Source organism: Aidingimonas lacisalsi (assembly GCF_008079445.1).
Lineage (GTDB): Bacteria > Pseudomonadota > Gammaproteobacteria > Pseudomonadales > Halomonadaceae > Aidingimonas > Aidingimonas lacisalsi.
Genome location: NZ_VRYH01000005.1, coordinates 222179 through 236092, shown reverse-complemented (window position 1 = coordinate 236092; position 13914 = coordinate 222179). Strand labels below are relative to the sequence as shown.

Sequence of the window (13914 nt, the reverse complement as noted above, 5' to 3'; positions counted from 1 at the left end):
GACAACAAGCGCCACCCGAGGGTGGCGCGTCGCTTCCGGCAATGTATCGGAAGCTGACGGGGGTGATCCGGGAAACGCCCCACTCCGGTGGTGTGCCGGATTACCGTTCGAATCACATGCAACCAATGGCATGAATCGATGAACCTTCACGAGTATCAGAGCAAACAACTGTTTGCCGATTATGGTCTGCCGGTGTCCAAGGGCTTCGCCGTGGACACCCCTGAGGAAGCGCTCGAGGCTTGCAAGAAAATCGGTGGTGAGATGTGGGTCGTCAAGGCCCAGGTGCACGCCGGTGGTCGTGGCAAGGCCGGGGGCGTCAAATTAGTCAAGGATCCCGCCGATGCCAAGGCGTTCGCCGAACAGTGGCTGGGCAAGAATCTGGTGACCTTTCAGACCGATGAAAACGGTCAACCGGTCTCCAAGATTCTGGTCGAAACCTGCACGGATATCGCCAATGAGTTGTATCTGGGGGCTGTCGTCGATCGTGGCACGCGTCGCGTAGTCTTCATGGCATCTACCGAAGGTGGCGTCGAGATCGAGAAAGTCGCTGAGGAAACGCCGGAAAAGATTCTCAAGGCCGAGATCGATCCGCTGGTGGGCGCTCAGCCTTATCAGGCCCGTGAGTTGGCGTTCCAGTTAGGCCTTTCGGGTGATCAGATCAAGCAGTTCACCAAGATCTTCCTGGGGCTTTCCAAGATGTTCCATGACAAGGATCTGGCACTGCTTGAGATCAACCCGCTGGTCATCACCGAGCAGAACAACCTCCATTGCCTTGATGCCAAGGTCAACCTGGATGGCAATGCGCTGTACCGTCATCCTGACCTGCAAGCCATGCGTGATCCCTCGCAAGAGGATCAGCGTGAGGCAGAAGCCCAGGAGTGGGATCTGAACTACGTGGCGTTGGACGGCAACATCGGCTGTATGGTCAATGGGGCCGGCCTGGCCATGGGCACCATGGACATCATCAAGCTCAATGGTGGTCAGCCAGCCAACTTCCTGGATGTGGGCGGTGGCGCAACCAAGGAGCGTGTGGCGGAAGCCTTCAAGATCATTCTTTCCGACACCTCCGTGAAGGCCGTACTGGTCAATATCTTCGGTGGTATCGTGCGTTGCGACATGATCGCCGAGGGCATTATCGGTGCCGTTGAGCAGGTCGGCGTCAACGTGCCGGTCGTGGTGCGTCTCGAAGGAAACAACGCCGAGCTGGGTGCCGAAAAACTGGCTTCCAGCGGTTTGAATATCATCGCTGCAACCAGCTTGACCGATGCGGCACAGCAGGTCGTCAAGGCAGCGGAGGGCAAGTAATGAGCATCTTGATCGATAAGAACACCAAGGTCATCTGCCAAGGGTTTACCGGTGGCCAGGGGACCTTCCATTCCGAACAGGCGATTGCCTACGGAACTAAGATGGTCGGCGGCGTGACTCCGGGCAAGGGTGGCCAGGAGCACTTGGGCCTGCCGGTGTTCAATACCGTTAAGGAAGCCGTACAGGAAACCGGTGCCGAAGCGAGCGTCATCTATGTGCCGGCGCCTTTCTGCAAGGATTCCATCCTTGAAGCCGCGAATGCCGGCATCAAGCTGATCGTGTGCATCACCGAAGGCATTCCGACACTCGACATGCTGGACGTGAAGGTGAAGTGTGACGAACTGGGGGCACGCCTGATCGGCCCTAACTGCCCCGGCGTCATCACTCCCGATGAGAGCAAGATCGGCATCATGCCCGGCCATATCCATAAGGCAGGCAAGGTCGGCATCGTTTCGCGTTCCGGTACCCTGACCTACGAGGCTGTCAAGCAGACGACCGATCACGGCTTCGGCCAGTCCACTTGCGTGGGTATCGGTGGTGACCCGATTCCTGGCTCAACGTTCATCGATATTCTTGAGCGGTTCGAGAAGGACGACAAGACCGAAGCGATCGTCATGATCGGTGAAATCGGTGGCACCGCTGAAGAAGAGGCGGCTGCCTATATCAAGGCGAACGTGTCCAAGCCGGTCGTTGCCTATATCGCTGGTGTGACAGCACCTCCGGGCAAGCGCATGGGCCATGCCGGGGCGATCATCGCTGGTGGCAAGGGCACTGCCGACGAGAAATTCGGCGCGTTGGAAGCCGCAGGCGTCAAGACTGTACGGTCGCTGGCGGAAATCGGCGATGCACTGAAGGCAGCGACCGGCTGGTAAGTCGTTCGTCCTTCATGCACAGGCGCTACTAAAAGGGCACCTTCGGGTGCCCTTTTACGTTTCTAACCATCGACGCAAACGTTGATGCGACTGGGTATGTCTTCCGTTACGCTGAGCCAATCAATCCGGACAACGAGACAATGCGATGGCGAAAGTGCCTGCCGCCTACCAGGCGAACCGGGGATCGATACTGGATGTCGACCGGGATTTCTATAGCCGCTTGACCGCCGCCGCCGGCCGGACACGAATCGAGGCGTTGACCGTTCCGATCCGTGAGGGGCTGGCCTGGCAAGTACCAGCGGGGCATGTGCTGCGTTTGTCGACGCAAGAGGGGCCTCAGGTCGGTGATTTCAACCTGTGGCATCGTCACAATCCGCGCGAACGCTTCTGGGCGTCGCGTACGCGTCAGTTGCAACGCGCTCATGTGTCGACTTTCGATCGGCTGTGGTCGACGCTTCCCTATTTGCGGCCCATGGCGACGGTCATCGACGATACGTTGACGGGCTACGGTGTGGATGAAGATGGAGGTCGCGTTCATGACCTGCTTGGTACTCGGTGCGACCCGTATGTCAATAAACTACTGACCGGCGAAGATTTCGATCACCATTGCCACTCCAATCTGGTACGGGCAGTGGCGCCGTTCGGCTTGACCGAGTTCGACGTACACGATGTGCTCAATGTCTTTCAGTGCACTGGCCTCAATGAGGACGATCAATACTTCATGAAGGCATGCCCGGCACGCAAGGGTGACTATATCGAGTTCTTCGCCGAAATCGACTTGCTCTGTGCCTTGTCGTGCTGTCCGGGCGGCGATCTATCCGTGGACTTGTGGGGGCCTGAGGCCGGGGATCCGCTGGCAACCTGCCATCCCATCGGTGTCGAGGTCTTTACTCTGGATGAGGCTCTCCTCGATGGCTGGCAGCCGCCGCAATACGCCCCTTATACAGGCGCTCATGGACTACGCCGTCCAATCATGGACTGGACGACCGAGAAGCAGCGCCGACATGGCTGAGTGGTCGGATAGAAGAGCAGCGCTGCGTAACGTCAGCGCTGCTTGGTAGGTCTGGAATGGCAGGTCGTTCAGGTTGCTGGGCGAGCCACCAGGGATCGCGTGTCTTCGCGGGCCTCGGTCAATATCACACGAATGACGTCACCCAGCTTGAAACGCTCTTCGCCTTCGACCTGTACACGTCCTTCCTTGTCATCGATGACGACCTTGTCGCGGTCGTTATGAATCAAGGGAGCAGGCACGAACGCCGTGGCACCGTTAGCGGTCAGGCGTACGCGTAAACCACCCCGATTGATGGCGATGACTTCGCTGTCAAATTCCTGCTGTTCCTTGGCCGCATTGCCAAGATAGCGTACATATAGCCAATCCTTGACGTCTCGCTCGGCCATACGGTTGAGTCGACGGCGCTCTGTCAATTGCTCGGTGAGCGATTGGCTGGCTTCGGCCGGTGCACTCTCTCCCTTGAGGACTCGCTTGATCAGACGGTGGTTGACCATATCGCCGTACTTGCGAATCGGTGAGGTCCAGGTGGCATAGGCCGATAGCCCCAGACCGAAATGCGGCCCGGGTTGCGCGGACATACTGGTAAACCCCTGGAAACGTCGCAGCCGGGCGTCCAGCCACGGATCTTCTCGCTCTTCCAGTTCACGCTTGAGTTCACGGTAACGTGGCAGTTCGAGCAAGGCTGCCCGCTCGACCTCGATATTCTGACCGGCAAGGAATTCATGGGCCGCCTCGGCTTTCTCGGGATCGAAGGCACGATGCACATTGAAAATGCCGTGTCCTATCTTGTCCGCAAGAAGGTCGGCGCAGCAAGCATTGGCCGCGATCATCGCCTCTTCGATCATGCGGTTGGCGATACGGCGTTCCTCGGTACGGATATCCAATACATTACCGGCTTCGTCGAGATCGAAGACGTAGTCCGGGCGGTCCTTGTAGACCAGCGCGTGCTTGGCACGCCAGGCCGTACGAGCTTCTGTCAGATCGCGCAATGCCTCGAGCTGTTCGCCGATGGTGGAATCCGGCGCCCAGTCGCCCTGCCCCTCGAGCCAGTCGGATACGGCATCGTACGCCAGCTTGGCATGCGAACGGGCAGTGGCAGCGAAGAACCGATAGTCGCCAAGGCTGCCATCGGCCTCGATATTCAGTGCGCAAGCGAGTACCGGCCGATCACAGTCTACCCAAAGCGAACAGAGGTCGTCAGCGAGTACTTCCGGCAGCATGGTAACGTTCTGACCGGGAAGGTACACGGTGAATGCCCGGGTACGCGCCTCCAGGTCGGCAGCGTGGTTCTCTTCGACATAGGCTGTTGGGTCGGCGATGGCTGTGGTCAGTCGCCAGCCGCCTTCTTGGCGAGGTTCGACGCGCAAGGCGTCATCCATGTCGCGAGTCTTTTCGCTATCGATGGTGAAGAAGGGTTCCGACGTCAGATCTTCGCGTTTGAGGCCTTCATCCCGCATGGGCCAATCGTCGCCGGCTGTCGGCGAGGCTTGTTCCAGCGCATGTCGCGCCAGGGTGACACGCCAGGGAACGGCGGGATCGTCGCTCTTGGCCACGAGCTCATCGACTTGGGTGAAGAAGGCGCGGTCATCGGGGTTGAGTGGGTGGCGTACCAGCCGGGAGACCACCCAGTCACCGTCACCGATACTCTCTTCGTCGAGACCGCGTTTGATTCTGGTCTTGAGCGCTTGTTTGAACACGGGATGATCGGGAACGACACCCAGGCGTCCGTCGCGTTTCTGGACGCGAGCGATGAAGCGATCCAGACCCGCCTCGACCAAGGTGTCCGGTTCGACGGAGGTCTTGTCACCTTCCTCCTTGAGAACGGCCTTGACCCGGTCGCCGTGCAGGACTTGTTTCATGGCGGGTGGCGGCACGAAATAGGATTCGCCGTCGTCGGTTTCGAGGAAGCCGAACCCTTTTTCAGTGGCTTTGATCACACCCTCGACGCGAGGCGTGTTTTCGCGGATATCTTGCTTGAGCTGAGCAAGCAGCGCGTTGTTCTGCAGCATCGGACACATTCGATTGGCGGGGATAGAGGGATTACTATACGGATTCATGACGCCATCGCCAATCATGACATGGCGTCAATGCGTGAATCGCATGGCTCGGAACCTAGACAAGCGCCATGGCGATGCTGGAGTCGCCGTCGAGCAGATCGAATTCCCGGTTCTTGAGCGTTCTGGCCTGAACCAGATAGGCAAGCGAGTGGGCCACGTTCCCGCGAGATACGGTGTTGTCAGGTGCGTGGGCGAGCGAGGTGCTGACCTGGCGAGTCGGCGCCTCATCGGTCAGGCGACCCGGCTTGAGTATGACATGGGGAACCTTCGCCGAACGCAAGTAGGCGTCGGCGGCGAACTTGGCCGCCATGTAAGGGCGCAGCTTGTCGGGGGCAGCAAGCGGGTCGCTGGCGCGTAACGCACTGACCATGATGAAGCGTTCAAGACTGGCGTTGACGGCCAGATCGATGCAACGGATCGCGCCATACAGATCGATGAGCAGCGTTTTGTCCGGGCCGGTGTGCGGCCCTGATCCTGCAGTGAACACCGCTTGATCGCAGCCGTTGAAGGCCTGGCGCAAGTCACCTTCCAGGTCGGCGATCACCGTCTCGATGCCGCGTTCGTGAAACCAGGGCTGCTGATTGGGATGACGGATCATCGCTCTGATGGGCGTGCCGCCGTGATGTGCCAGCTCACAGAATTGACGACCGATTTGCCCATTGGCTCCAATGACCAGCGTTTTCATGCCTGTTTTTCTCCTTCAAGCCAAGTCATCGCAACGTACGTGACTCGTTGTTTGAACATTCCAGCGTATCCACTACGGACAAGATACGATCATATCCGTTAGTCTAGGCGTCAATGAGTGACAAGGACCTGGCATGACACCGCATCTTATCGTTTCCGACCTCGACGGCACCTTATTGGGGGCCGATCATGACCTGCACCCTCGTACCGTCGAGGCATTACGAACTCTGGGGCAACAGGGGCATTATCTTGCCTTCGCCTCGGGACGCCATTTCCGTGACATGCTGGCTTTTCGGGATCGGCTTGGCGTCCCGGTACACTTGATCAGCACCAATGGTGCTTACTTGCACGACCCTGAGGGGCGCTTGTTGAATGCCCGTTATGTGGAAAGAGAGTTGGCGCGCGAACTGATCGGGCTCGAGCGTGAGCCTGGCGTGCGTCTCAATCTTTATCGTGATGATGATTGGCTGATCGATGCGGAAGCACCGCAACTATTGGCACTACATGCCCATACCGGCTTCGGTTATCGGGTCGCAGCACCTGATGAGCTCGATGGTGAGGGGGTCGGCAAGGTACTCTATATTGGCGATCCGGGATCATTGCAGGCGCTTGAGACAACGATCCGCTCCCGCTATAGCGAACGGCTGCACATCACCTACTCCCAGGTGAATTCGCTGGAGGTGATGGCTGGCGGTGTCAACAAGGGCAAGGCGCTGACGGGATTGTTGACCCAGCTCGGACTACCGGCCGAGCGTTGCCTCGCCTTCGGTGATAACCTCAATGATACGGAAATGCTGTCCCTGGCCGGAGAAGCGCATGTGATGGCCAATGCACATCCCGACCTCGCCCGACATGTGCCTCATGCCGAGCATATCGGTCATCATGACGACGTGTCGGTCGCCCGGGTTCTGGAGCGACGATTCACGTTTCCCTGATCTCAGCGTACGGTGATGACGCTGCACTTGGCTGCATGTGTGACCTTGTGTGAGACACTGCCGAAGACGAAACCGCTCAGATCGCTCAGACCACGGCTGCCAAGTACGATCGCATCGACACCGTGTTTCTCGGCCTGACGCAGAATGGTACGCGCGGGTTCACCCTGCTCGACCAGCGTATCGATTTGTGTGACGCCCATTTCTCGGGCGGTATCGGCGGCCTTGGTGACGACCTCCTGACCGATTTTGTCGTGTTCTTCCGGTGTGCTTTGCAGGTCGACGGCACCGATCCCCCACACCATGGTGGCGCCATGCGTCAGCGTCTCGGGCACATGAAGGATGGTGAGGGAGGCCTCGCCCTGCGCAAGTTGTGCGGCAACCTCCAAGGCCTTGCGTGAATTGTCCGAACCGTCAACGGCAACCAGAACCGACTGATACATAATGGATACCTCATTCCTCGTGAACTCTCCTGTAGCCTAGTCGATCACAGCCGTTATGCCTTGATTGAGATCAAGTCGAACGGGAATCGTGTCGGTAGTCGGTATGTTCCATTTGGCGTAACTGGCGCCATAATTCCCGGCGCAAATCACTGATGCGGGGGCACTCGCCGTCGTCGAAAGGGAGTGGGCGTGAGAGGGCCAGGCATTTTATGCCCAGACGCGCGCTTAGCAGCCCCACCCCCAGACCTTGGCCTGCTCGTGCGGACAACCGGCCGGCCACGTTCATCGAGAGTAGTTCCATGCTGGCCTCACTCGCCATTTCACTGGCCCCGGCGAAGGCCATGTTGTGAAGCACGGCTCGAAAGAGCCGTAGCCGACTAGCATAGCCGAGCTCCAGACCATACAGGCGAGCCAGGCGATCGATCAGTGCCAGGTTTCGCCATGCTACCAGTGCCATATCCACGAGGGTCAGCGGGCTGACGGCCACCATGATGGCGGTATCACCGGACATGCGGGAAATGAGCCGGCGTGCTTCGCGGTCACGTGGGGCGAGCAGGTGATGGGCCAGCAACCGCCGGGTTTCATCGCCACTGTGGTGGGGGCGATGCGACTGCGAAAAGGCTTGCCAGTGAGGATGGTCGTCATCCAGTCCTAGCTGTCTGCGCAGCATGTCGGCAAGCTGGCTGGCATCCTGGGGCGAACATGTGTCGAGGGCCGCCAATCGCTGACGCAACTGAGCATGTCGTCGCAGGCGTCTGAGTTTCCCGATTTCTCTCAGCATGGCCGTGCCACCCAAGCCCAACGCCAGCATGCCCAGCAGGCTCCAGGCACCGCCGTTCCAATCGCTGACGAGTACGGCACTATACAGCCGTTGCACGAACTCGATCCCCCCCAGAAGCAGGCTGCCACCCAATAGTGTCGCCAGGCCCCAGCGTTTTCGACGTGGTCGAGCCAGGCTGTCGGCGATGGCCGCTTCGCTTTCCGATTCGGGGTCGTCGTCGGCGAGGGGGCGAGTCGTCAATCCGGTGTCGAAGGCTTCGGCGGGACGTGGGTCCGACGCATCATCAGGGTCGATATCGTTGTCGACGGTAAATTGTCGCCCCGGGCGAGGGGAGTCGTGTCGCGTGTCATTCATTGCAACTTGTCTCCGATCAGCCAATCGAGTGCGCTATCCACCCGGATGTGTGGAAGCAAATCATGACTTCGAGGGGAAGGACGGAAGGCACGAAAATCGAAGCCTTGGCGATGCCAGAAGTCGGCGTCCGGCAAACGTGAGGGGACGTCACCCGGGAATATAAGCACGTCTTCGCCCGCGAGCGTTGTGCCCCGCAATGCAGGACGTTGTCGCCCTTGATGTTCGACGGTTTGCGGTTGAGTAGCCTGGATCGACGCCAGGGACATGGCTTTGACAGGAATGTCGGCGAAACTCAGGTCTCTGAGCGGTTCCGCGAGAAGTGATTCGAGTAGCGCTACCAGGTTGCCATGCTGTTCCGGCGTTACATGGTCGGCCTTGGTCGCGGCAATGGCGAGGCGATCAATGCGGGGAGCAAACAAGCGCGATACCAGGCTGCGTTGACCGTAAGCAAAACTCTGCAACAGTGTGCTCAGTGCTCGGGCTAGATCCTCGAAACGTTCAGGGCCGGCATTCAAGGCGCCCAGGATGTCGACCAGCACGATCTGTCGATCGAAGCGGCGGAAATGGTCACGGTAGAAAGGACGAACGATGCGCTGTAGATAGTGTGCGTAACGGCGCACCAGCGTCTGATAGACGCTCGTATCCGGTAGTGCTGACAACGCCGGTCGGGAACTTTCATCGAGTTCCGGCAAAGGAAAGAACTGGAGAACGGGAGCGCCTTCCAGGTCGCCGGGAAGCAGGAAGCGGCCCGGCTGCAGATTGGCAAAACCGGCCTCTCTGGCGTGACGAAGCCCCTTGGCATACAGGTCGGCGATGCTTGCCAGCTGCGCTTCGTCGGCGTCGGCTGCAGGATCGAGCTTGTCAACGGCGGCCAGGAAGTCGGCAAAGAGCAGCCGACGCTCGGGGTTGCGTTCCTGTGCGAGCGCTGAGGTCTGGTCCTCGCTCCAGCTCAAGTAGTCATGCTGAAGCAGCGGCAGGTCGAGAAGCCATTCGCCGGGATAATCGAACAAGTCGAGAGTCAAGGTGGCGGTCTCGCGCTTGAAGAGCGAGCGGCCTGCCGGGCGATAGCCAATCGCTAGACGTAACTCGCTAATGCCCTGGGTCGGTTCGGGCCAGCGTGGTGGTGTGGCGTCAAGTGCGGCGAAGGCCTGATCGTAGGGAAAGCGTGGTACGTCGAGATCCTTCTGCGCCACACGCTTGGCACCCAACAGGCGTCCTTCCCGTGCTGCTGGCATCAAGTCGAGCCGTGCTTCCAGTCCGGCATGACGCAGTTGATGGACCAATGAGGTCAGGAAGGCGGTCTTGCCGGATCGTGACAGGCCGGTCACCGCCAAGCGTAGTTGGCGGTCGCGGCCCCGTTCGAGTAGATCACTGAGTTCATCGGCCAATGACTGGCGCATCGGTGTGATTCCGTTCGCTGCGATAATCAGCCACTAATGTGCGGGTGTTGTCCGCGTCTGGCAAGCCGTTGCCAGACGAGTAGCGCAATGGGGAACAGCGACATGGGAATCAGCAGAGCATTGAGCAATGACCACCCCAGCCGATCCACGAGCGGGCCGGCCAGCAAAGCGGTCAGTGCGACCGTGGTAAAGACCAGGAATTCGTTGGCAGCTTGGGTACGCGCTTTTTCAACCGGGCGATAGGCTTCGGTGAGGAGGCCGGTGGCGGGTAGGAAGGTAAAGTTCCAGCCGAGACCCAACAGAATCAACGCGATGTGAAACCCCATAACGCCTGATGCGAATTGCGAGGCGATGGCAGACCCCATGAGTAGCAGGCAGCCCGTGCCGATCATGCACGTCGTGCCGAAACGGGCCGTGAGATGGCCAGTAATGAATGAAGGCAGAAACATCGCCAGTACGTGCCACTGAATGGTCGTTGCAACATGGTCGAAGTGAAAGCCGGCGTTGGCCATGGCCAGCGGCGTTGCCGTCATGGCAAGATTCATGACGCCATAGCCGATCAGTCCCGAAAGGGCAGCAACGATAAAAACGGGTTGGCGAAGGATCTCACTGATGGGTCGGGACCGCCCTTCGCCATGTGTCGCTGCCGCCGGTGGCAAGCGAGTCAGTGACAGGATGATCAGTGCTATCAGATAAAGCGCCCCCAGACCAAGAAAGCTGCCGAGAAAGGGGGTAGCGGCGATCTCGCGGCTGACACGCGCTAGCCAGGGGCCGAAAAACGCCGCCAGCACACCGCCTCCCATGACCAGGCCGATGGCACGGTCACGTAGCGCGAAGGGGGCCGCCTCGACAGCCGCGAAACGGTAGAGTTGGCCAAAGCCAATCCCGATGCCTATCATCCAGGTACCTGACATGAAAAGGAAAAAGCGCTCGCCGATCAAGGCTTGACTGGCAATGACGACGCCGATCAGCCCCATCAGGTTGCCGAGCATGAAACCGCGCTTGCGTCCAAGCCGAGCCATGATCAACGAAGCGGGAATGGTGGCACACATCAGCCCGAGCCACTGGGTAGCGACCGGTGCCGTGGACCACGCGGGCGTGGGCGCCAGTTCGGCGCCAATCAAAGGAGACACCGCAATCAGCAGAATGTTGCCGCTAACCAGTAAAGCTTGGCAGAGCGACAACAGCATGACGGTAATCGGCATGGGCTCTCTCCTAGTCTTCCTTGAGATATGAAATCGAACTGTCGTGACTGACGCGACGACCGAAACGCTGCCGATAGGTCATTGGTGAAACGCCATAGTGTCGCTGGAACAGTCGGCGCATCTGTTCGGCACCCCCGAGCCGCCAGTGCTGAGCCAAGCGTTCCAATGAGGGAGCTTGAGAGCTATCGATCAAAGCGAGCCGGGCATGTTCCAGGCGCAGTCGAGTCAAATAGGCACCTGGCGAGGTTCCCAACTGGTCACGAAAAAGGCGTGATAGATGACGTGGCGACACGGCGATGATACTGGCCATGTCCTCCAGTCGGTGGACTCGGCTCGGATCGGCATGAAGTCGGTCCAACACTTGCCGCAACGGCCCGGTGGACTGTTGCTGCCGGGTGAGGAGGTCGCTGAACTGCGACTGCCCTCCAGGACGATGTAGGAACATGACCAGTTCGCGGGCGACTCGGCCAGCCAATTCGCTGCCATGATCGGCTTCCAGCAAGGAGAGCGCCAGATCGATGCCCGCCGTCACGCCAGCGCTGGTAAAACGACCGCCGGATTCGAGATACAGGGCGTCGCTGTCTACCGCGATACGTGGATACTCTCTGGCCAATTGCTGGCTGTGCCGCCAATGCGTGGTGGCTCGATGACCGTCGAGCAGCCCGGCGGCAGCCAGCAGAAACGCACCGGTACAGACGGAGCCGAGCCGGCGGACCGTGTTTGCCTGATGTTGCAGTATCTGTTGCAGTGCCTGCGATTGACATTGTGCCGTGACCCCGCTGCCTCCGGCGATCAGCAGCGTATCGAGTGGTGCCAGGGACTGGAGTTCCTGCCAACTGAGGTCGGCATGGAGGGAGAGGCCGCCGTTGGTGCTAACAGGGCCGGAGCGTTCGGCGACCAGCGACAACCGGTAGAGTGTCCTGCTGCTCAGTCGGTTGGCGGTGGCGAAGACTTGCCAGGGGCCTGTGACATCCAGCAGTTGGCAATGATGATAGGCCAGCAGGGCGATGGTACGGGACATGATGTTGACACCTCGTCAGTGATTCGAGAAGTGTCGGCTCTGCACGGCATGTCTGCAATGACCCATCTCCCACCAATCAGGACATGCGGGTAAAAAAACGCCCTGCCTGAGAGGCAGGGCGCTGAAGCGTTGGTGATGAGATTAGCGTGCTATCCGGCAAAGGCTGCGTAGATAGCGATCACCAGGACGACCAGGATGATGCCTGCAGGAATGGCACCCTTCCATGGCGTCAGGTCGACGGCGCCACTGTCTTCATGAACCCACTCGACCTCACGTGGCCGTAGCTTGCCGATCAACAGCATGACGAGGACCATCAGAACGAAGATGCTGGCGACGAAGTGGAATTCGCTCATGACTGCAGGCAGCAGTGTGAAGGGCGGGATGAAATAGCCGGCGAAGATCAGCAAGCAGCCGCCTATCAGACCGATCTTGGCCCCCATGGCGGGAACACGCTTGGTCAGCAGACCCACCAGCACCACGGCCAGGATCGGGATGAAATAGATGGCATTCATCTTCTGCAGGTAGCCGAAAAGGCTCTCCTGGCCAGCCAGCAACGGCGCGATGGTCATCGAGGAAACCGCCATGACCCAGCCGAAGATCTTGCTTGCTTTGACGACCTGGGTTTCGGTCGCATTCTTGTTGAGCACGCCCTTGTACAGCCCCATGCTGAACAGCGTCGTGGTACTGTTGAGCGCCGAGTTGAACGACGACAGAATGGCGCCGACCATCACGGCGGCAAAGAAGCCGGTTAGATAGGGCGGCAGCACGTTGAATACCAAGTGGCCATAAGCTTCATCGGCGCGGATACCCTGATCGGCATACAAGTGATAGGCGATGATGCCGGGTAATACCAGGTACAACGGCCCCAACAGTTTGAAGAAACCGGTCAACAAGACGCCTTTCTGACCTTCGGCCAGGTTCTTGGCTGCAAAGGTCCGCTGGATGATCTGCTGGTTGGTGGTCCAGTAGAACAGGTTGATCAGGAAGACCCCGGTGAACAGCGTCGAGAAGGGAACCTGCTGATCGCTGCCACCAATGGAGTTGAGCTTCTCCGGATTGGATTCCTTGAGCGTTTCCCAACCGGCCATGATGCCGGCGTTATCGCTGACAGCCTGGAGGCCGAAGTAAACGATGACGAAGCCGCCGACCAGGAGACCGATACCGTTGAGAGTATCCGAGACGGCAACGGTGCGAAGACCGCCGAACAGGGCGTAGACCGAACCGATCAGGCCGACCAGCCATACCGTGCCCCAGAGGAGGACGGAATCGGATTGAATGCCGGTCAATCCCTGCAGATCGAGCATGCCCTGCAGGCCGACAGCACCTGAATAAAGAATGATCGGCAACAGGATCACGGCGTAGGCGATCAGGAAAATGATATTGCAGATCAATTGCGTGCCGCTGTCGAAACGAATCTGCAGGAGTTGCGGTATTGTCGTGATTCCACTGCGTAAAAAGCGTGGCAGGAAGAACAGTGCCAATGCCACCAAGGCGAGTACGGCAACGACTTCCCAGGCCATGACACTCAAGCCATCGGTAAATGCCGAGCCATTGAGCCCCACCATTTGTTCGGTGGAGAGGTTGGTCATCAACAGTGAACCGGCAATCAAGGGGAATGTCAGGCTACGACCGGCAAGGAAGAGGCCGCTGGTGCTCTTATGATCGTCCCGTCGCGTGACACGCCAGGTAATGAAGGCGACCAGCCCGGTAAAGAACAGGAACGACGCCAGAGTCAAGGCATGCATGGTATCGTAATCCTTCAAGTCATGGATGGATGTTCGCGGCGTTGCCGAGTAAAAGTTGCGTAAACTTACGACTAACGAGGGGATTTTAGTGGGCTGAATCGAT

Annotated in this window: 12 protein-coding genes; 4 read left to right on the top strand and 8 right to left on the bottom strand. The window is 59.1% G+C overall.

The features are described from left to right. Positions 1–138 precede the first annotated feature (138 nt). From sucC to FVV99_RS12485, 3 genes are all read left to right on the top strand, one after another. Positions 139–1305 carry an ADP-forming succinate--CoA ligase subunit beta gene (gene sucC, locus FVV99_RS12495; RefSeq protein ID WP_148254406.1) on the top strand — a complete coding sequence of 389 codons (1167 nt, stop codon included), beginning with the start codon at positions 139–141 and terminating at the stop codon, positions 1303–1305. Beyond that, positions 1305–2177 (top strand): succinate--CoA ligase subunit alpha, encoded by an 873-nt coding sequence (gene sucD / locus FVV99_RS12490; protein ID WP_148254405.1) that lies wholly within the window; start codon positions 1305–1307, stop codon positions 2175–2177. Before sucC ends, sucD begins: the two co-directional genes overlap by 1 nt. 145 nt (positions 2178–2322) lie before the next feature. Further along, positions 2323–3189 carry an urea carboxylase-associated family protein gene (locus tag FVV99_RS12485; protein WP_148254404.1) on the top strand — a complete coding sequence of 289 codons (867 nt, stop codon included), beginning with the start codon at positions 2323–2325 and terminating at the stop codon, positions 3187–3189. Between the two features lie 68 nt (positions 3190–3257). Here the strand turns inward: FVV99_RS12485 and FVV99_RS12480 are convergent, their stop codons facing one another. Together FVV99_RS12480 and FVV99_RS12475 are read right to left on the bottom strand one after the other, a co-directional pair. Beyond that, positions 3258–5198, bottom strand: coding sequence for an exoribonuclease II (locus tag FVV99_RS12480; RefSeq protein ID WP_148254403.1), 1941 nt, complete (start codon positions 5196–5198; stop codon positions 3258–3260). Between the two features lie 103 nt (positions 5199–5301). After that, on the bottom strand, positions 5302–5931 hold the full coding sequence (locus tag FVV99_RS12475; RefSeq protein WP_148254402.1) for an SDR family oxidoreductase: 630 nt from the start codon (positions 5929–5931) through the stop codon (positions 5302–5304). Positions 5932–6064: 133 nt separating this feature from the next. Here FVV99_RS12475 and FVV99_RS12470 point away from each other — a divergent pair, with 133 nt between their 5' ends. Beyond that, positions 6065–6865, top strand: a complete 801-nt coding sequence (locus tag FVV99_RS12470; RefSeq protein WP_148254401.1) for a Cof-type HAD-IIB family hydrolase — start codon at positions 6065–6067, stop codon at positions 6863–6865. A gap of 2 nt (positions 6866–6867) precedes the next feature. Here the strand turns inward: FVV99_RS12470 and FVV99_RS12465 are convergent, their stop codons facing one another. From FVV99_RS12465 to FVV99_RS12440, 6 genes are all read right to left on the bottom strand, one after another. Continuing rightward, positions 6868–7305: a universal stress protein gene (locus FVV99_RS12465; protein ID WP_148254400.1), complete on the bottom strand. Its 438-nt coding sequence runs from the start codon at positions 7303–7305 to the stop codon at positions 6868–6870. A 70-nt stretch (positions 7306–7375) separates the two neighbouring features. Next, positions 7376–8440 (bottom strand): YcjF family protein, encoded by a 1065-nt coding sequence (locus FVV99_RS12460; RefSeq protein WP_148254399.1) that lies wholly within the window; start codon positions 8438–8440, stop codon positions 7376–7378. Continuing rightward, positions 8437–9840, bottom strand: a complete 1404-nt coding sequence (locus tag FVV99_RS12455) for a YcjX family GTP-binding protein (RefSeq protein ID WP_148254398.1) — start codon at positions 9838–9840, stop codon at positions 8437–8439. The genes FVV99_RS12460 and FVV99_RS12455 overlap by 4 nt, the downstream gene beginning before the upstream one ends. 26 nt (positions 9841–9866) lie before the next feature. Then, a complete protein-coding gene (locus FVV99_RS12450) occupies positions 9867–11045 on the bottom strand; it encodes an MFS transporter (protein ID WP_148254397.1) in 1179 nt (392 codons plus the stop codon). A gap of 10 nt (positions 11046–11055) precedes the next feature. Next, on the bottom strand, positions 11056–12066 hold the full coding sequence (locus FVV99_RS12445; RefSeq protein WP_148254396.1) for a GlxA family transcriptional regulator: 1011 nt from the start codon (positions 12064–12066) through the stop codon (positions 11056–11058). A 149-nt stretch (positions 12067–12215) separates the two neighbouring features. Then, positions 12216–13811 (bottom strand): solute:sodium symporter family transporter, encoded by a 1596-nt coding sequence (locus FVV99_RS12440; RefSeq protein WP_148254395.1) that lies wholly within the window; start codon positions 13809–13811, stop codon positions 12216–12218. Positions 13812–13914 lie beyond the last annotated feature (103 nt).